Below are 21015 nucleotides of genomic sequence, written 5' to 3'. Positions count from 1 at the left end.
CACGTATGGATGCCTTAAACCTGCCACTTATACTCTCTGGCGAATCAGAATCGGCGCTCGCCAGCGTAGCCGAACATTGGCGAACCAAGATCGAACTCCTATCAGACACTGAATTAGCGACGTTTTGTCTGCATCAATTCGCCGTTCCGCATGCGGAAATTCGTAGCGCCATCTTCGCGGCAGATAAAGCCGGGTTGATCAAAGGGCTGACGTCACTCGCGCAGGGCCGCGCAGCGCGCAACGTTTTAACAGGGAATGCGGCGGCGGGGGAAAAACCGGTGCTAGTTTTTTCAGGGCAGGGACCACTGTGGCCAGGAATGACTTCAGAATTACTCAACGCACTGCCCGCATATCGTCAAAGCGCGGGTAAAAACGGCGCGATATTTCAGGACAGCCTGAACTGGAACCCAGCAGATTCTCTGGCGGCGGGTGAGCCTTTCTCAGGTCTGAAACAAATCCAACCAATACAGTTCACGATATCCTCCGCGCTCGCGGATGCATGGAGAGCTTTTGGCATCCGTGAAGCAGCCGTGGTCGGGCATTCTGTAGGCGAAGCGTCGGCAGCCTATTCCTCTGGCTATTTAAGCCAAGAGGACGCCACCAACTTGGTGACACTGTGGGGAAAAGAACTCTCAAACATTGAAGGACAAGGTGCGATGGTATCGGTCGCAGCCTCCGTTGAAGATGTTACGCCGTTACTCAAAGAGTGGGATGGTAGGCTTGCTATTGCCGCTATCAACAGCAATAAAAGCGTTACATTAAGTGGCGGCACAGCAGACACCGACGCCCTACTCAACAAATTAACTAAAGCGGGATTTTGGGCCTGGAAAGTGCCCGGAGGTGAGGTTGCAGGGCACTCCCCTCAGGTGGACATACTGAAAGCCGAGGTGATAGCTCACGCGCCGCGCAATATTCTATCTTCAGCACATGCGGCATATTATTCTTCCGTCTCCGGTGCGCGCTACAGTGCCGAAGATTTTCAGCCGGACTACTGGTATCGTATCCTGCGGGAGCCTGTTTTGTTCGAAAACAGCATCCGAGCATTGATCAACGACGGGCATCGTCTTTTTATTGAAGTCAGCCCACACCCCGTTCTGACCTCCATCATAGAAGAACATCTGCGCGAAGCTGGCGTTAAAGGTGCAGCCATCTCCACGCTCGATCGCCGGAAAAGCGATCGGGAGAGTTTCCTTCAATCGTTGACTCACGCGTTTATCAACGGCGCATCGGTTGATTGGGCAAGCGTATTCAATCAACTTCTTCCTGAGCAAGCGGAGCACTATCGCACTGCGCTAACATACGCCAACGAAACAGCTGCCATGGCCGATGAACCCTCTTCGCTTTCCGCTAATTCATTTAATACAGCGCTAGACGACGATATCGATGGGCTAGCGCTGCAAGATCGTAGCCCATCGGAACAATACGACATTCTGCTAGGACTCGTATCACGAGAAATCAGAGCGCTACTGGGCGAAACCTTTTCATCGGACATGCAGGCGTTTCGTGATATTGGATTTACCTCATTGACTGTTGTCGAGTTCTCACGTGGACTCTCAGTCGCCACAGGGATAGAACTCCCCTCCACACTAGTTTACGACCACCCAACACCACGTGCATTAAGCGAATACCTGAGACAAGCGCTTGGACTCTCATCACCCGATGACGAACAGGAGACACTGGAGACACATAGCCACGATGAACCTATTGCCATCATCGGTATGGCGTGCCGTTATCCCGGCAGCGTGAACAGTCCAGAAGCACTATGGGATTTACTCGTTAATGAGCGAGACGCAATCGGTGATTACCCGTCGGATCGTGGATGGGATATCACCAAGCTGTATGATCCGGAACCGGGCCGACTAGGTAAAATATCCACCCGCACCAGCGGATTTTTATATGACGCACCGCAGTTTGACGCCGGATTTTTCGGCATCTCACCACGTGAAGCCCTGACACTGGAACCTCAACAACGACTTCTGCTTGAAGTCTCGTGGGAAGCCATTGAACGAGCAGGCATCGAGCCGTCGAGCTTATATGGTTCCAATACAGGAATATACGCTGGCATCATGGCGACAGAGTATGGGTCCCAGATTCAGCATGCCTCAGAAGACGTTTCAGGCTACGGTTATATGGGAACCGCCACTTGCGTCGCCTCCGGCAGGGTAGCTTATAGCCTTGGCCTGCATGGACCCGCGGTCACAATTGACACCGCCTGCTCCTCCTCGTTAGTTGCTATCCATACAGCCTGTGAAGCGCTACGCAGCAATGACTGTAAACTTGCATTAGCGGGCGGTATCACGATTATGCCAACACCCGGCGTACTTATCGATTTCTCTCAACAGCGCGTGCTCGCGCCCGATGGGCGTTGCAAAGCCTTTTCTGCGTCAGCGGACGGCGTAGGGCTCTCGGAAGGTATCGGCATGCTATTACTCGAGCCGCTGTCTCAGGCACAGGCCAACGGGCATACGGTTCTGGGCGTCATCCGCGGCAGCGCAGTCAATCAGGATGGCGCCTCTAACGGACTGACCGCGCCCAATGGCTCCGCACAACAACAGGTGATTCGCCACGCGCTGGCCAACGCAGGTCTGACGCCTCAGGATGTCGATGTGGTAGAAGCGCACGGCACCGGTACTCGTCTTGGCGATCCAATCGAAGCGAATGCGCTGATGGCAACCTATGGCCGGCATCGCTCAGCCGAACAGCCGTTGCTTCTGGGGTCAATCAAATCCAACATCGGACACACGCAAGCTGCCGCCGGTGCTGCCGGGCTGATCAAGATGCTGATGGCTTTCCGCCACAATATGTTGCCGCGCAGTCTGCACATTACCGAACCTTCTCACGAAGTCGACTGGTCAAGCGGCGCGATACAGCTACTCTCAGCTTCGCGCCCTTGGCCGCAGGTCGGCGATCGGCCCTATCGTGCGGCAATCTCTTCATTCGGCGTCTCTGGCACCAATAGTCACCTTATCGTGGAACAACCTCCAGTATCGATGTCGAATGGCCACATGCAGACCGAGGCTGTCACTGTGCCACAGGAGATGCTCTGGCCAATTGCCGCAAAAACCGATACTGCGCTGCGTAAAAAAGCTGCGCAACTACGGGAGTATCTGACTAACCAACAAGCCATTGATCCCATTAATGTGGGGTACTCACTCGGTATCTCACGTAGTCAATTCCCCTTCCGCGCCGCCGTCAGAGGCCAATCAAAAGAAGCGCTGTTAAAAGGGCTACAATCGCTTGAAAATGGGCAGGATCACCCGACGCTAACTGTCGGTGCCTCAACCGTCGGCGAATCAGGAAAACTGTTATTCATCTTCCCAGGCCAAGGGTCGCAGTGGCCTGAAATGGGAATGGAGCTGTATAACGCTTTTTCCGTTTACCGGCAGGCTATCGACGAGGTTGATGACGCGCTGCGCGCGTATGTCGATTGGTCACTGATTGACGTGCTGCGTGGCAGCCCAGACACTCCGCCTTTGGACCGCGTTGACGTCGTGCAGCCAGCGCTTTTCGCGGTGATGACCGCACTGGCTCGCCTCTGGCAATCTTTCGGATTTGCGCCGCACGCCGTCGTGGGGCACTCTCAGGGCGAAATCGCTGCCGCCTATATCGCAGGTGCCTTGTCGCTACAAGATGCGATCAGGATCGTGGCGTTACGCTCAAGACTTATGCTCAGCCAGTCAGGACACGGCGCCATGGCTACACTTGGCCTTTCCGAAGAACAGACTCGCGCCCTCCTCACTCCAGATGATGGGGAAATTACCCTCGCGGTTTTCAACAGCCCGTCATCAACCGTGGTTTCAGGCGATGCCAAATCAATCGAGGCGCTGCTCCGTCGCTGTAAAAAAGAGCGAATCCGCGCCAAACGCATTGCGGTGGATGTCGCAGGCCATTCTCCGCAGCTCGATACGTTACGCCCTATTCTGATGGAGCTATTTTCCGGTTTAAAACCTAGCGCCACGCGCATTCCTTTTTACAGCACCGTGGACGGCCACACGCCCGATACGCCTCTTGATGGCACAACCCTCAACGCCAAATACTGGTGTGACAACCTATGCTGCCCGGTACGTTTTTTCGACACGATATCGGCATTGAGCAAAACGGGTAAAGTAACCTTTCTGGAGTGCAGCCCGCACGCCGTGCTGCTGCCGGCGCTCGAAGAAACGACAGACAGCACGGCAACGATCGTCGGTTCGATGCAGCGCAACAAACCCGCCGTTGAGTGCCTGACGCAGGCAATGGCACAGTTGTACGTCAACGGGCATAACCTCAACTGGCGTGCGCTTCATCCTACCGCTAGCCTCGTGGACATCCCAACCTATCCTTTCGAGCATCGTCATTACTGGCTGACGCCCCCCGCCGTCAGCAATGTCGCCACTGTCGGACAAAGACCAACGGAGCATGCATTACTCAGCGCAATCATCGACCTTCCAGACGACGAAGGAGTGCTACTAACAGGACGTATCGGGCTAGCCAGCCAGCCCTGGCTCGCCGATCACGCGGCCACCGGTGTTGCTCTAGTTCCTGGAACAGCTTATCTGGATATGGTTCGCTATGCCGCGTTACTGACGGACTACCCAACAATCGAGGAATTAGTTATACAAACGCCTCTGGTGCTGCCTGAACAAGGGGAGTTGGATCTGCAACTCAGAGTCGGACGGCCTGACGACCGAGGGCAACGTACCGTTACTATCCACGCCCGGCGCCATAGCGACGAGGAGATCGACCCCCCAGAGTGGACACTGTACGCCAACGCGTTATTACAGCGCGACGCCTCAAGACAGGAACAACGTCCATTCGACAACGCGGACTGGCCGCCGGTCGGCAGTGAACCGCTGGATCTCGCCCAACTTCATCAACGGCTCTCCGCTGCTGGATATGAATATGGAGCAGCCTTCAAAGGGCTTAGCGCAGCCTGGAGCAATGGCGATAGCCTGTATGCTGAAGCAAGCTTACCTGAAGAGCTTTCGACGAGCGGACATCTTCTGCACCCTGCGCTGCTCGATACCGTACTGCATACCATCGCGCTACCCGATAGCGAAAACGAGGATGCGACAACGCTGCGACTCCCGTTCGCGTTGAGCGGTGTGACGATAGCTGACAAACAACCACGCCAGTTACGCGCACGTTTGCATTTGAAAACGCCAGAGAATATCAGCCTGATTGCTACTGATGAGACGGGCGAAACGGTAGTTGCCATTGAAACGCTCAGCTTACGGGAAACCACACGGGATAATCTGCGCAATCAGTTACGCATCCAGCCGGAGTATGACCTTCTGCGCACGACCTGGAGCCCTCTGCCCAGCGCATCTAAAGCAAAAGACGTTCCTTCAACCGCCAGTTGGGCGTTACTTGATACCGAACCAGCCGACGCCAGTCCGCTAAACATCGCCGACCGCTATGATTCATTGTCGGCATTAAACGCGGCACTGGCGTCATCCACTGCACCAACGGTACTCGTTTGGCCGTTGCCAAGTAACAATCCGGCGCAGACTGACGATGTGCCTCTCTCCACTCGTGCGCTGTGCGAACAGGTTATCAACCATCTGCAACCCTGGCTGGCCGATGAAAGCATGGCCAACACCACGCTGCTGGTGATCACACACCATGCGACAGAACACGGTTCACATGAACGGCTAGATGTCGCACAGAGCAGCGCATGGGCATTACTCCACTCAGCACAGAACGAGAACCCAGGCCGCATCGTTCTGCTTGATACCGATCGTCCTCTCATTGATACCGCATTACTCAGCACAGCGCTGGCTAGCGATCGTCCACAATTGGCACTGCGTCAGGGGCAACTGCTCATTCCGCATCTGACCAGAACAGTGAAAACCGGACTGCTAACCCCACCGTCCGATAGCGCTCTGTGGCGTCTGGATATTTCGGACGCCGGAAATCTCGACAATCTAGTGCTGAAACCTGCTCCTGAAGCCGGCGCACCGCTAGGTAAGGAACAGATTCGGCTCAGCGTGCGAGCCGCGGGCATTAATTTTTATGATGTCGTGTGTGCGCTAGGATTAATCGCGCCGCAGCATGAATTCGGGACAGAGGCCGCCGGCGTCATCACCGAAGTCGGGACGGATGTTAAAGACTTTAACATTGGCGATAGGGTGATAGTCCTGACTGAAGGCGCTTTTGGACCAACGGTAATCGCCAACCGGGCGACAACTTTTCGTCTTCCTGATGACTGGACTTTCGCGCAAGCCGCTGGTATCCCAATCGCCTTTCTTACCGCCTACTACGCGTTGACGCAACTCGCTGCGCTGCGCCAGGGCGAACGCGTGCTGATTCACGCGGCGGCAGGGGGGGTCGGCCAAGCCGCTATTCAATTGGCGCACCACCTGGGGGCGGAAGTGTTTGCCACCGCACATCCAGATAAATGGCCAGTCCTGCGCCAGCTCGGTATCGCCGACGATCACATCGCCAGTTCACGCGACCTTAAGTTCACCGGACAATTCCGTCCGTTACTGAGTGATAAAGGGATTGATGTGGTGCTCAACTCGCTTACCGGAGAATTTATCGATGCCTCTATGTCGCTAATGGCTTCAGGGGGACGCTTTGTCGAACTGGGTAAAACCGATATTCGCGAGGATTTCCCTACGGATCTGATTTATCACTACCTTGATCGACCGGACAAGGATCCTGAACTGACCACGGAGATGATTACCACGCTGTTATCGTTAATGCGCGCGGGGTCACTAGCCCCCTTGCCGATTACCGCCTTTGATATCAGAGAAGCGATATCCGCATTCCGGTTGATGCAACAAGGCCGTCATACCGGCAAAGTGGTGTTGACGTTTCCCCAGAAACTCAATCCCGACGGTACGGTGTTAATTACCGGGGGAACGGGGACGCTGGCCGGGCTGCTCGCACGGCATCTGGTGACGTCACATCAGAGCAAAAACCTGGTATTGGCCAGCCGTCGCGGCTCACGCGCCGATGGCGCGGCACAATTGCAAGCAGAACTGGAAAGCGCAGGGGCTACAGTTAAGATCGTCGCCTGCGATACCACCGACCCTCAGGCGTTGGATAAACTACTCGCAGCGATTCCAGCCACACATCCGCTAACAGGCGTGTTCCATACCGCTGGCGTACTGGCCGACGCCACCATCGCCAACCTGACAGCGGAAAGCCTCGATACAGTATTTTCACCCAAAATCGACGCAGTTTGGCATTTGCACCATAAAACCCGCACACATGATCTCGCGGCTTTCGTTCTCTACTCATCCAGCGCGGGAACGCTAGGTAGTCCGGGGCAAGGCAACTACTCTGCTGCGAACAACGCGCTGGACGCACTGGCACATAATCGCCGCCAGCAGGGTTTGAGTGCCACGTCCCTTGCCTGGGGCTGGTGGCAGCCGGTCACTGGGCTATCGAGCCGGCTCAGCGATACCGACAACGCGCGGATCGCGCGAACGGGTCTGGCGCCTATCACACCAGAACATGGGAATGCGATGATCGACGCATCGCTGGCATTACCTTACGCGGTGTATACCGCAGCGCCGTTGAACCCGCAGATGTTGCGTAAAAATGCACAGTCAGGGCGCCTTCATCCGTTATTTGAACGGTTGGCGGGTCCCGTAATCACGCGTAGGTCGTCATCAGACGGAGAAAAGATGCCCGACCTACGAAAATCGCTATCCACGCTGGAACCCAGTGCTCGACTAAAACAGTTACAGGCCGCCATCACCGATAACATCGCGAGCATACTTGGCCTTGATAACGGTTCGCTTCTTGCGCCCGAACAGCCATTTAAAGAGAGCGGTATCGACTCGCTCATGGCACTGGAGTTACGCAACCGTCTGGCGGCAGTTTCCGGCCTGCGTCTACCGGCAACCCTGACGTATGACTACCCGACCCCTGTCGCGCTAGCGGAATATCTCGATGTGGAACTGTTCGCGGGGCAGGATGCGACGATCAACGCCGTGATGACGGAAGAGGATGAATCGCACTTACTCGAGCGTATTGCCGGCATTCCGCTTGCCAGCCTACGCGATGCCGGCTTGCTGGATAAATTACTTCAGATAGCAAACGGCATCGCCCCCGTGGAGGACGCGTCGAAAAAGCCTCAGGTTACCTATATTGAGTCCGCAAGTCTGGAAGAGCTGGTGTCGATGGCCCTGTCTGACAAGGAGAAAATGCTATGACGCATCCAAAAGATAGTCACGCCGCGAAAAATACCGCCGCGGGCGACGGAACCACCGATCCGCGTCTGGTCGAAGCGTTACGCCACAGCTTGTTGCTGAACGAACAGTTGAAACAGCGTAATCAGGATTTGACGCAGGCGGCGCATGAACCTATCGCCATTATTTCAATGGGCTGTCGTTTACCCGGAGGCATTCATTCTCCCGAACAGCTTTGGCAACAGTTGTCCACTGACGAGGACGCTATCGGCCCCTTCCCTGCAGATCGGGGATGGAACGTGAAGACGCTCTTTGAACAAAACCCGGCACTCAGCGCCGTCGCCAAGGCCTGGAAAGGCGGGTTTCTGGAGGATGCAGCAGGCTTCGACGCTGGCTTCTTTAAGATATCCGATCGTGAGGCATTGGCGATGGATCCTCAGCAACGCTTACTGCTGGAGGTGAGTTGGGAAATTCTGGAGCGTGCTGGTATCGTTCCCGCCACGCTAAAAAACAGTCAGACCGGCGTCTTTATTGGATCCACGCACAACGGCTATCTCAGCGATATCGAGCGGCGCAACCCCGCCGCCGACGGTTATCGCTTACAAGGCAGCCTGAGCAGCATCAGTTCCGGGCGCATCGCTTACGCATTGGGACTTAACGGTCCGGCTATCACGGTAGATACAGCCTGCTCTGCGTCTCTCACTGCGATCCATCAAGCCATTCGCTCACTGAAGAGCGGCGAGTGTTCGCTTGCTATCGCAGGCGGAGCAACGATTATGGCCTCTCCAGAGGTCTTTGCCGAGTTCACCCGTCAAAGCGGTCTTGCCGCAGACGGAAGATGTAAAGCCTTTTCTGACCATGCCGACGGAACGGGGTTTTCTGAAGGCGTTGGGCTTATTTTGCTGGAGAAACTCTCCGACGCATTACGAGCTGGTCACAGCGTACTCGCCGTGATTAGAGGGAGCGCAATTAATCAGGATGGTGCCAGCAACGGGCTGACTGCGCCAAACGGCCCTGCGCAGGAACAGGTCATCCGTCAGGCGCTGAATAATGCGGAGCTGACCTTTTCCGATATTGATGTCGTAGAAGCGCACGGCACCGGCACCACGCTTGGCGACCCCATTGAAGCACATGCACTGCTCAACACCTATGGCAAACATCGGTCTGACGATCAACCGCTATGGCTTGGCTCACTAAAATCCAATATCGGCCATACCCAACTTGCCGCTGGCGTCGCCAGCGTCATCAAGATGGTGATGGCTCTCAGGCACGGGCGCTTGCCCAAAACGCTACATGCCGAGACGCCGTCCGGCAAAATAGACTGGTCACGCGGCAACATTAAATTACTCAACACGGCACGTAACTGGCCTGATACCGGGCGTCCCAAACGCGCGGCGGTATCATCATTTGGCTTTTCTGGCACCAACGCTCACCTTATTCTCGAAGAGGCTCCGTCAATTTCACCTCCGGTGCAAGAAGCCGCACCGGCAAGGACTTTCCCCGTGCCTGGCATCGCGCTACCGTTGGCTGCGGCCTCACCAGACGGGCTGTGTGCTCAGGCCAAACAGTTGCACACATGGTTGACTCAGAATGCCAGCTCGATGCCCGACATCGCCTTTTCGCTAGCCACCACCCGCACCCATTTTAACTATCGTGCCGTGATTACCGCAGAAGACAGTAACAATGCGCTCATCGCCCTGGAGGCACTGGCCGCCAATCGCTACGCTCCCGGCATCATTCAAGGCGTCCGTTCTCCGTCAGGCAACGTCGCCTTCCTTTTTACGGGGCAAGGTGCACAGTGGCCGACGATGGGACAAGGGCTATACCATCAATCTCCGGTTTTCGCTCACACGTTCGACGACATCTGCCAGCATCTCGATCCGCTGCTGTCGCAACCACTTAAAACCGTCATATTCGCCGAACAGGACAGTGCCGACGCCCTACTGCTGGATCGTACTGATTTTACCCAGGCGGCGTTATTCGCGTTCGAAGTCGCTCTGTGCCGAACTGTCATGCATCTCGGCGTGCAGCCCGATGTACTGATCGGTCACTCCATTGGCGAGATCGCCGCCGCCCATATCGCCGGCGTATTCAATCTGGCCGATGCCGCGACATTCGTTGCAACGCGTGGACGACTGATGGAGTCCATCACTGCCGATGGCGCGATGGTTGCTATTGAAGCCAGTGAGGCGGAGATTTTGCCGTCGTTGCAAAAATATAAAGAATGCATTGCGATCGCCGCGATTAATTCGCCGTCTTCTGTAGTGATATCCGGCGACACCGACAAAGTGCTGAGTCTTGCTGAACAGTGGCACGCGCGCGGTTACCGTACGCATCGCTTAAGAACCAGCCACGCCTTTCACTCGCCCCATATTGACGGCATCGTTGATACCTTACGCCGTACTCTGTCAACGCTATCGTTGCAGGCTCCCGCTATTCCAATTGTTTCAACAGTGACCGGTCAACAGCTGACCAATGAACAAGCCTGTTCCGTTGAATATTGGGCAAATCAGGCCCGCAGTGCGGTGCGATTCGATGCTGCTATCCAATGGCTTGAGGCACACAATATCGTTGTCGCGTTGGAAGTCGGCCCTGACGGCGTACTGACGGCTTTGGGTCGGGCAAGTATAGTCGGCGAATCCAGCGGCGTTCCCAGCGCAGCGTGGATTGCTCCCTTGCGTAAAGGACGGGATGAATTGCGCCCCTTCTTTGCCGCTCTGGCCAGACTGTACACACAAGGGCAACCGCTGGACTGGAGGAAACTGCTCGTTCAGACACCGATCGTACCGCTGCCTACCTATCCCTTCCAGCACCGTCGCTATTGGTTGCAAGCGCCACCAGTGCGACCAACGTTAGACGGTGGCTTTTTTGCAGTTAAACATCCTTTTTTACACGCCGGCATAGACAACGCCGCGCAGCAAAGCTGGATTTTTACCGGACAATTAGACGCAGCCAGACAGCCTTGGATACTGGAGCACCGGGTCGCCGACATCCCCGCAGGCGCGGGGACGATGACCGCAGAGATGATACTTTCTATCGGGGAGCAGGTTGGCTGCCAGCGTCTTGACGATCTCTTCCTGCACGCGATTTTGCCTCTGAATGAGTGTATTCCCACGTCCATCCAACTCCATGTCAGCCCGCCAGAAGCGGATGGCGGTAGAACGGTGGAAGCCTATTTTCATCAGCCTGGCGATCCAGAACCGCGTGAGTATCAGATGGCACCCTGGAAACGCTATGCCACTTGCCGTCTTGTACCAGACGAAAAGTTATCACCGGAGTGGCCGGATTTCCATAATGACAACTGGCCGCCCGCCGACGCCAAACCCGTTGATTTTACCCCGATTTATGAACACCTCGCTGCTCAGGGTGTGATTCTAGGTAACGCGTTTCAAAGGCTCATTAATGTGTGGGAGCACGAAGACGGGCTGTATATCGAAGCCACGTCGCCAGAGAGTCATGCGGAACTGGGAGAGGATTTCATTCTGCACCCGACCCTGCTAGACGCGGGAATGCAAGCAGCATTACTGGAGCAACTGAAACCAGGCGAAGAAAACATTCAGCCCCGTTTACTTTTCTCCCTTAGCGGGATACGGCAATACATCAGGGGTGCACAGCGTCTGCGAGGCCATCTGGTGCGAAAAACCACTGAGCCATCGACATCAGGCTACAGCGAATATGCGTTACGACTCGCGGATGATACCGGTCGAGCAGCCGCAATCATCGACTCCATAGTGCTGAAATCGTCAAACTCACCGCGCCTTGCCCCGTCACGTCCGCCGTTTTACCGTCTGGCATGGCGTGAGATTGCGCCAGACTCATCCACCACGAAGCCGAAAATTCACTGGATTGTTCCGCAAAACAGGTTACGGGAGCGTTTATCTAGACTCATCAAGGAGCACTATGCTTCCTGCACGTATGACGACATGCATCAAGCGCTGGCGACGTTCTCACCGCAGCCAGATGAGATCGCCGTCTTCATCGCGCCGGATGGTGACGATACCCCTGAGTTTATCGATCATAACCCGACACACTGCGTACTCAATGCGCTGCAAACGTGGATCGACGAGCCACGTACCGCAGATGTCCCCCTTCTTATCGTGACGCAAGGCGCAATAGCTACCAATGATGGAGAGAATGTCCCGAATCTCGCCCAGTCCCCACTGTGGGGATTAGTGCGCACCGCACAGCTTGAATATCCGGGACGGTTCTACCTGCTTGATATCAATGAGGTAGAAAACACAGCATTGTCTTCTATTCATACCGCGATTAACACGCTGTCCCATGAGCCTCAACTGGCGTTACGCGAGGGTAAAATACTCACCCCGCGACTGGTAAAAGCCGCCGGCAATGGCGACCTTACCGATTACAACCACGCCGACCAGCCGGAAAACCCGAGCCGTAACCTTAACCCTGACGGCACCGTACTCATCACCGGCGGTACGGGCGCACTGGGCAAAGTTATCGCGAAACATCTGGTGGAGCATCACGGTGTTCGTCACGTGCTTCTTGCCAGCAGACGCGGTAAGGACGCGCCAGGCGCCAATGCGTTATTAAAAGACCTCGCCGAGCTTGGCGCACAGGCGACGATTGTCGCCTGTGATATCGCCAACGTGGCAGCAGTGGCCTCACTGCTTGATACCATACCGACGGCACATCCGCTCACCGCCGTCATTCACACAGCAGGAAGTGTGGATACGGCGACGCTGAAAACAATGAGTGCAGAGCAGATAGATAACGTTTTACAGTCTAAAGCCGTTTCCGCCTGGAATCTGCATCAGCTCACGCAGCATCACGATCTTGCAGCATTCATTCTCTATTCTTCCGCGGTCAGCATTCTTGCGCAAAAAGGACAGGGAAATTACGCCGCCGCCAACGCCTTTTTGGATGCACTAGCGTACCATCGGCGACATCAGGGTCTTCCTGCGACCGCAATGGCCTGGGGTATGTGGGCCGAACGCTCGGAAATGGGGGAGCAACTTGGTGACGACGATATACAACATATTATCGCAACAGGCCAAATCCCGCTTTCTCGCCCACAAGGCCTGGCCTACCTGGATACCGTTGTCGGTGCACAAGTAGTGAACCATCCGCCGCTGCTGATACCTGCGCGTTTAAATCTGGAAGCGCTACGCGAGCAAGGCGACACCCCGCTATTGGCGGAGGTACTCCCTGTTCGCACAGCAGCAAGAAACAGCGTCAGTGCATCGCCACAGATCGCAAACATGCCGGAAAAAGAGCGGTTGCCTTATCTGCTTAACGTGATCATTCAATACGCGGGTGAAGTATTGAGTCATCCCGATCCGGAGTCCATAAGAAGCGATGTGGAATTCATTACACTGGGATTCGACTCTCTTACCTCGGTGGAAATGGGAAGCCGATTATCACAAACATTTGGTGTCCGCATTCCCGCCACGGCAATTTTTGACCATTCGACGCCGCAAGCGCTGGCGCAATTCTTACTGAATATTCTGACAGGGGAAAAGCACGCTACCGCAGCAGAGGCACACATTGATATAAAAAAAGACGCCGACAGGTTCTACCACCTGCTACGGCAAGCTGTGCAACAAAACATGACGCAGGAAGGACTTAGCGTACTGGCCGGCGCGGCGCGCCTACGCGAACATTTCTCGCACCGACAGCACGAACAGCACGCGCCAGAGACAGTGTGGCTACGTAACGATCAGGAGAAACCGCTGCTGGTTTGCCTCAACTCATTCATTCCCGCCGCAGCAAATTTAACCTATCAGCGCTTAAGTTCAGCCTTGAGCGATCGGTACAGCATACTGACCGTGCCGTTGCCGGGATATCATGGCGAGCCCTTGCCTGGCACAGACTACGCGGCGGCGGCGGCGCTGGCAACGGCAATAGAGAGAGGCACATCGGGGCGCGATTTTACGCTGGTAGGCTTCTCAACTGGCGGGCTCGTCGCACATGCCGCAGCTCACCAGTTGGAGGCTCGCGGCCGACAACCTAAAGCTGTGGTATTAATCGACAGCTTTCCGCCATCAGCCATGAATGAAGCCACAATGGGCGATGTACTGCGCACATGGTTTGCAGCCAAAGGCGAATTCTGGTCGGATGAGGACACCTCAGTCATGGCGATGGCCTGGTATCTCGAATTATTCGGCCGGCAGTGGACACCCTCTCACTTGAAAACACCAACGCTGCTGCTTCAGGCCAAAGATTATCCAGCGTCCGCACAACCGGAACGTTGGGCGAATGAATGGCCAAATTTGGTGAAAAGCATCATCACGCCGGGGAGCCATTTTGAACTGCTGACAGAATATGTCGCTCATACGGCAAAAAACTTATCTGATTTACTTGGTGAAACAGAAAAAAAACCGATCAGAAAGAGGAGCGATTCCGCAAGAAAAAATCGAAAAACTGAATATATTAAAAATGAATAATCAATATATTGGCGTGATGAAAAAAATCAGCTGTCGCGAGAATCTTGATGCAGGAGAATAGTTATGACTGAAAATGACCTGGCTTCTCTTTTCAATAACTCGGCTTTATTTAAAGCCTTGGGGTTTAACATTATTGAAATAAATGACGATGCCATTGTTATGGAAATAAATGACGACAACCCCTGCCATCAGGGAGGCTTTGGTGTACTCACATCTCTCGGTATTAACGGTGCAGTGATCAGCGCAGCTCTGGAGTCAGCAATAGGCCTATGTGGATTTAACGCTCTGGGTCGTGAACCCGCTGGCGTGGTTGAACTTTCTGTCAAAATTTTACGTGTGATACGTAAAAAACCATGTCGAGTCGAGGCGCGCGTCGATAATAAAAACAATAATGTCGCTTTTATTTCTGCCACGCTAATCAGCGCAAGAGGTGGTATTTGCGCAACAGGAACCGGCATTGTACTAAAGAGTAAAACCACTGAGGCAACACAATGAAAATCACTAATTAAAGCGTAGCAGAACTATTTTCATTTATACGTGTTATTGGAACGCCAGTCATGGCGTTCCACGGATGAGCAATGCCACCAACGCGATCTGATATAAAACAGATTGATAGATTTATTCGTTTCGACAAGGAGTTCAACATGACGACAAATTATTCTGTTCCTAAAGAGATGAAAGCTTATCTGATTCGCCCAGAGCGTTATGGCGATCCTATTACTGCAATTCAACAGGAAACTGTCAGCATTCCGAAATTATTACCTAATCAGGTTCTTATTAAAGTGATGGCGGCAGGACTGAATTATAATAATGTCTGGGCCGCATTAGGAAAACCTGTCGATGTTATCTCAGCGCGCCGTAAAAGAAATAAAGATGCTGAGCCGTTTCATATTGGTGGTTCAGAAGCGGCAGGTATTGTTTATTCTGTTGGTCATAATGTTAGTAACGTCAGCATCGGTGATACCGTGGTGGTTTCCTGCTCGGTATATGACGCTACCTCGCTTGAATCACGCCTTTCGAACGATCCGATGTTTACCCGCAGTCAGGAAATCTATGGTTATGAAAGGAATTACGGATCATTTGCAGAATTTACAATCGTTGAAGACTATCAATGCTTTCCCAAACCTGACTTTCTGACCTGGGAAGAGAGCGCGACCCTGATGCTCAATGGACCCACAGCCTACAAACAACTCACTCATTGGGCACCAAATAACGTCAAACCAGGCGATGCCGTTCTCATATGGGGAGCAGCTGGAGGATTGGGTTCATTATCGGTACAAATTGTGAAAGCCCTCGGCGGGCTCCCCGTCGCGGTTGTGTCAAGTGAAGAGAAAGGAGAATATGTTCGCAAACTGGGGGCCGTAGGATATATCGTCAGGAAAAAATACTCACATTTCGGCCGACTTCCCGATGTGACTTCCGATGAACACACGTCATGGTCCAGAGCATTCGCCAATTTCAGACGCGACTTCTTTAAGGCCTTAGGAAAAAAAGAACTGCCCAAACTGGTCATTGAGCACTCAGGACAAGATACTTTCCCTACATCACTACAAATCTGCGATCACTCAGGTATGGTAGTCACAGTGGGGGGGACCTCTGGTTATAATTGTGACTTTGACGTGCGCCATTTATGGATGCATCAGAAAAGAATACAAGGTTCTCACTATGCCAATATCCGTGAATGTAATGAGTTTCTTAATCTTGTTAATCAAAGAAAGATCATCCCAACCATGAACAAAGTCTTTCATTTTGATGAAATACCTTATGCGCACCAAGAGTTATTAAACGGAGGTATATTCGGCAATGCAGCGGTACTGATCAATGCAACCGCTCCGAAACTCGGCTCAAGCGTTTCTCATGAAGAGAAACTCACGACTGCAAACAGTCATTGAATGACTAATAACCTATCCCAAAAGAAATAATCATTAATAAATAATGATTATTTCTGAGGAGGGGGATATTGCGGGCAGTAATTGGTAGCTCTGGGAAAAAATCGCGGCTCTTATCATGGAAAAAAAATCATCCCTCGCTGGGTAAGCAACGTAAACGTGTTAATAATCGTGCCGTAATGAACGCAATTTTCTTTGTGTCCAGGACAGGCTGACAGTTGAATGCGCTCAACGGCACTGGAATATGTTAATCAAGCTCTGCCGATCGTCGGTTTCAAGAGCAGTGCAATATAGGTTTTTTTGAGAAATTCCAGCAGAACAGACTGCTGGCCTGCGAACAGCTAAACGTTATCGACTAGTTGTGGTTGTCGATGGCTGAGTGCATGACAAAATCACCACCGACAGACTCAAGAAACAGAGCGACTTCCCACAGACCACGGGAAACAGTAAATAAATTGCGCAGAATACGCACTTATACTGAAATTTTCACTTAAGATAATGAAGCGATTGTCTATTTGAAATAGTATGGGCGATAAATAGTGAAAATATATTCTGGGAAACTTAAATAAAAAGCAATAATATAATTGCATCAGTTACAAAAATATAAACAGAAGGCTCCCCGAGAGGAGAGCCTTCTGTTGTTAAGCCGCCAGTTTATTTAACGATGATATAGACAGACTGGCAGTGTTCACCAACGATACAACGTGTTCTGACTCCTCCCTAATCCACCCAATTGCATCGACCATAACCTCATAATAATCCGATGTATTCGGGCGTTCAGGATCATTGACTTCCGTATCACCCGTAAAACTCTTCATTACAGCACCATTGCGATAATGAATATCGGCGCGGAAGGTCACTGGTACATAAATTCCTGCAGCTATAGCATCAACATGCTGGGTCAAAAAATCATCCTCAAACTCCATGATATCTATCTCGTCAATGGGTTGCGGAGCCATATACAGACGTATATCTCCTGTATTGCCACACCAGCGGCGTATCCGTCGCGCCTCAAACGTGCAGTTGCTGACAAACTGCGTCAGCGTTTCAGCACATTGATGGGAGACATCCCGTAATGACCGTTCCAGGTGATCCATAAAGCGGAACCAATAACGTTCACTCTGCCGAAACTGTGCCAAAGTAACGTATTCATCTGGCACACTATCACCCTGCCCTGAAGCTTCACGAAACACCGATTCATCCAGTTCGTAGAGTGGCATGATGTCAGCGCGCAGCAGTTGGTCGGTACGACCGCTGATTTGTGGGTGAACACGAGGAAGATGCATGTACCCATGCTCTAACTCGTTAGCCAGCCAGTTGGTTGCGTTTATCCACAATGTCAGGACTTTCCGGCTGCGCTCACGTTTAGCATCGTCTGTATCAAGCCGTTCCAGCATGGTTTCCATTACGGCCGTCAGTTGTTCATTTTCAAACAACATTTGAGTGTTAACGTAGGTATGACCGACATTTTCATCCAACTGCCAGCATATGTCGTCATAATCTGGTGCGTAACCTAATGTCCGCTGATACGCCTGCTGAATATATTCATGAATAATGCACATCGTGTGCTCCTGTCAAAATAGTGATAGCAGGAGACCCGGCAGGGTCCCCTGCCGGGTTAAGGTTAAGTAATCAGTCAGGCAACCAGGCGTAACGCTAGCGCCGGTGAGTGGTTATCGAGCTGCAGACGTCGGCGCTCGTCACGCAGCCAGGCTATCGCCTGCCGCACAACATCACCATAGTCTGCCACTGTCAGTCGGTTCACATTCGCGACATCTTTCTGAACGGAAAAACGGCCAATGATGGCATCATTGTAGTAGTGGATCCGGCTCTCCAACGCAACGGGGTGTATCTCACGGCGGCAAACCCGTTTGACGAACTCAACAGGGTCTGTCGCACTCACACTCTCTGGATTAATAGCCCCCAGATTCACCGTGATAAACCCGAAATCCGTATCAAAACGTCGGACAACCCGTTCATCAATGTCACAACGCCTTTGCAATGCGGCCAACTGCGCCACACAGTGCTCTCCCGTCTGTGCCAGCGCACGACTTAGCCAGGATTCAAACCGTAACCAGTGCTGCATCGTTTGCGCCAACTGCGAACGGGGAATGACGTCATCAGTATGCCGCTCGCCCTGTGCCGTCAGTTGGATAAAGTCGGCATCCGACAAATCCAGTAACGCCAAGGGGTCACCAGGTAACAAGCAGTCAACTCGACCGCTACTCTCCGGAGACGTCCGCGGTAACAATCGTGTATTACCACTGGCTGTGGCCAGCGCATCCAGCCCCAAAATCCACAGAGCCAGGATGCGCTCACTCAGTTGGCAACGTGCCCGTAACTGACGATTGCCTGGAATGTTATCGAGCATAAATTGCATGACCGGTAACAACCGCTGGCTATGAAACACGATATCCGTATTCAGGTAGTCCTGCAGATCGTTACTGATATCTGCCTGCCACTCATCCTGATGGAGAAAGAGGTTCATCTCCTTCAGGTATGTCTGTTGAATAAACTGCTCTGTCAGCATTGATGCTCCTTACAAATAAAGTAAGGGCGCTTCCCCTACCGGGAGAAACGCCCGGTTAGGGTTAAATTGTGGTATCAGGCGACTTTCTGTTGAGCTTTTCGCTCCTGTTCACGAGCCCATTTACGTTCCCAGCCAAACATCATCCAGAACGGCGTACGCCAGGTCTGACGGAACTCCATGCTTAAGCTGTTCCCGACAATCACCATCGCTGGTATGCCACATAACGCCAGTTGCACATACGCCATCATTGCTGCAACGGGATCGATATCGACGCAAACGGCCATCATCTGTTTCTGTGGATTGAAGCCCGCTTCAAGCATGGCTTGCGCCATCGCGACAATCAGCCCACCGGCTCCGCATGCAGGATCTGAGACAGTAATGAAATCCCGTTCACCGCTGGTCAGCGCAGGCAAACCATCAGCCAGTTGTAGTTTCGCCATCATGTAGCCAACGGAATACGGCGTGAAATACTGACCTCGGCGCTGATCGCCAAGCTCGAGTTCCATGAATACAGAACCAAGAAAATCCGAAGCACTGAATTCCATTCCCTCAACTAGCGTGTTGAACAGTAACGGGAAACGGTTCTGATCGGCTTTCTTGTAACGTTTTATTCGCCGCAGGTAGTCATCTTCGATTTCCTGCACAAAATGGCACCGGTTATGTAACGCCGCTGCCGACATGTGAATAAAATCGCTGAAGACCGTCCACCGGTTCTCATACGGTGCAATTTCCTGAAACTGGCGGATAAACGTTGCCCGATGTGGATTGGAACGTCCCTGGTTTCTTACCCAAGGGAGCGCGGCGAGATTTCCCGGATCATCCGGGTCACCCCCTTCTTCCTCATCGTTGGCTGCAACCTCATCGACCGATTTGGCAAACGGTGGCGGTAGAAACAGAGTTTCAAGCTCCGGAGCCTCCAGAACGACTTTGTTATCATCGATATCGCTGGCGACACGATGAACAACCAGACTTCCGGGATTCAGTGAGAAACTCGCGAATGCATCAGCAACGCTATTCAACTCCAGTATGAATAATGCCGGTGCCACATCACTCCGCGGCCAGTCATAAATCCGAGCCAGTGCATTTACCGCATTGCCCGGTGAAATGTTGTAGCGCAAGTGCTGATGCACCACGCTGTCACACACTAACGTCGTGTCATCCAGTTGCTGGCCATAGTGAGTGGTTAACAGATGTGCTGCCAGTCTCTGCCAATGCTGAACGTCATCGAACGGCAATGTGGTCAACCGCTGTTTTTCCAGCCAGTCAACCGCCTTGCCTGCTTCAGAAGCAGATTTAAACAGTATCCACGGGTCTGAACCCAACTCACCATTCCACATCGGCGTACCAGCAAGAGGTATCCCTGCCAGTGCGGCAAGAAATGCACGCCCCACATCAGCAACAAGACTCTCTTGCAGGTATTCATCCCGTTCTGGAACATCACTACCCGTAAAACAACTGCGCCCCAGTCGAGTTGGATGTCCCGTAGCACTGACGAGCAACGCCGTCAGGCTATCCAGATTACCCTGATCGCTACCAGGTAATTCGATACGGTCACTTTCAGAGAGATAAACCGCCGGACGTTGCCCTCGATACAGTACCGGGACCTGAGATGCGCGTTGCCATTTCTCTATCCGCTCCATACCTGGGACAGGTGCTGGGGGCCATGGCCACCCTGCTCGCAGCTCCGTTGGTAACCCGTCACACTGTTCGATATTGATAACCCGAAACAGTGAGAGTGACGGCGTGTACCTGACGATCGTTGTCGGCCGCTGTCCCGGTATTATACTTCCGCCCAGAGAACGCAGGTCATCGCCCGTCAGCCAACGGTTTGATGTCAGACCGTTTTGTAACGCTGATTGCCAGAGTAATAAAACGTTAATGCCGGTAAACAACTGCCCGCTCAGTGCGTGAATTGGCACACCATGGCGAATAATGTTTTGTCGCCACGGCACCGTACCAGCATTGACACTCTGCATTAGACGTTCTGTTAGCAACCGGCGGATATCGCCGGCGTCCTGTAATGTGAAAGTTTTCATGTGGTCTCCATCAAAAAATCGGGACCATCC

General features: G+C 53.1%; 7 protein-coding genes and 1 pseudogene. 5 read left to right on the top strand and 3 right to left on the bottom strand.

Features of this window, described 5'->3' with window-relative positions:
• Positions 1–5 precede the first annotated feature (5 nt).
• From GZ59_RS04745 to GZ59_RS23415, 5 genes and pseudogenes are all read left to right on the top strand, one after another.
• Positions 6–8147 (top strand): type I polyketide synthase, encoded by an 8142-nt coding sequence (locus GZ59_RS04745; protein ID WP_039290468.1) that lies wholly within the window; start codon positions 6–8, stop codon positions 8145–8147.
• Entirely contained in the window at positions 8144–14530 is a 6387-nt protein-coding gene (locus tag GZ59_RS04740) for a type I polyketide synthase (protein WP_011092221.1), read from the top strand. The genes GZ59_RS04745 and GZ59_RS04740 overlap by 4 nt, the downstream gene beginning before the upstream one ends.
• A gap of 63 nt (positions 14531–14593) precedes the next feature.
• The gene (locus GZ59_RS04735; protein WP_011092220.1) at positions 14594–15025 is read left to right on the top strand and encodes a PaaI family thioesterase; all 432 of its coding nucleotides are present in this window, start codon (positions 14594–14596) and stop codon (positions 15023–15025) included.
• A 149-nt stretch (positions 15026–15174) separates the two neighbouring features.
• The gene (gene ccrA, locus GZ59_RS04730; protein WP_039290465.1) at positions 15175–16422 is read left to right on the top strand and encodes a crotonyl-CoA carboxylase/reductase; all 1248 of its coding nucleotides are present in this window, start codon (positions 15175–15177) and stop codon (positions 16420–16422) included.
• 115 nt (positions 16423–16537) lie between these two features.
• Positions 16538–16841, top strand: a pseudogene (locus tag GZ59_RS23415) (IS5/IS1182 family transposase); the annotation flags it as partial.
• A gap of 219 nt (positions 16842–17060) precedes the next feature.
• Here the strand turns inward: GZ59_RS23415 and GZ59_RS04720 are convergent.
• The 3 genes from GZ59_RS04720 to GZ59_RS04710 form a co-directional block, all read right to left on the bottom strand.
• Positions 17061–17981 (bottom strand): hypothetical protein, encoded by a 921-nt coding sequence (locus GZ59_RS04720; protein WP_011092218.1) that lies wholly within the window; start codon positions 17979–17981, stop codon positions 17061–17063.
• A gap of 74 nt (positions 17982–18055) precedes the next feature.
• Complete coding sequence (locus tag GZ59_RS04715) at positions 18056–18949, bottom strand: hypothetical protein (RefSeq protein ID WP_011092217.1); 894 nt, start codon at positions 18947–18949, stop codon at positions 18056–18058.
• 74 nt (positions 18950–19023) lie between these two features.
• A complete protein-coding gene (locus GZ59_RS04710) occupies positions 19024–20985 on the bottom strand; it encodes an ArdC-like ssDNA-binding domain-containing protein (RefSeq protein WP_011092216.1) in 1962 nt (653 codons plus the stop codon).
• Positions 20986–21015: the final 30 nt, after the last annotated feature.

The organism is Pectobacterium atrosepticum, from assembly GCF_000740965.1.
Taxonomy (GTDB): Bacteria; Pseudomonadota; Gammaproteobacteria; order Enterobacterales; family Enterobacteriaceae; genus Pectobacterium; species Pectobacterium atrosepticum.
This window is presented reverse-complemented; position numbering and strand designations above follow the sequence as displayed.

What these genes read in the sequence shown, in the direction of transcription:
- GZ59_RS04720 (WP_011092218.1), bottom strand. Translation starts at nt 17,981, where the DNA reads ATGTGCATTATTCATGAATATATTCAGCAGGCGTATCAGCGGACATTA.
- GZ59_RS04740 (WP_011092221.1), top strand. Translation starts at nt 8,144, where the DNA reads ATGACGCATCCAAAAGATAGTCACGCCGCGAAAAATACCGCCGCGGGC.
- ccrA (WP_039290465.1), top strand. Translation starts at nt 15,175, where the DNA reads ATGACGACAAATTATTCTGTTCCTAAAGAGATGAAAGCTTATCTGATT.
- GZ59_RS04735 (WP_011092220.1), top strand. Translation starts at nt 14,594, where the DNA reads ATGACTGAAAATGACCTGGCTTCTCTTTTCAATAACTCGGCTTTATTT.
- GZ59_RS04710 (WP_011092216.1), bottom strand. Translation starts at nt 20,985, where the DNA reads ATGAAAACTTTCACATTACAGGACGCCGGCGATATCCGCCGGTTGCTA.
- GZ59_RS04715 (WP_011092217.1), bottom strand. Translation starts at nt 18,949, where the DNA reads ATGCTGACAGAGCAGTTTATTCAACAGACATACCTGAAGGAGATGAAC.
- GZ59_RS04745 (WP_039290468.1), top strand. Translation starts at nt 6, where the DNA reads ATGGATGCCTTAAACCTGCCACTTATACTCTCTGGCGAATCAGAATCG.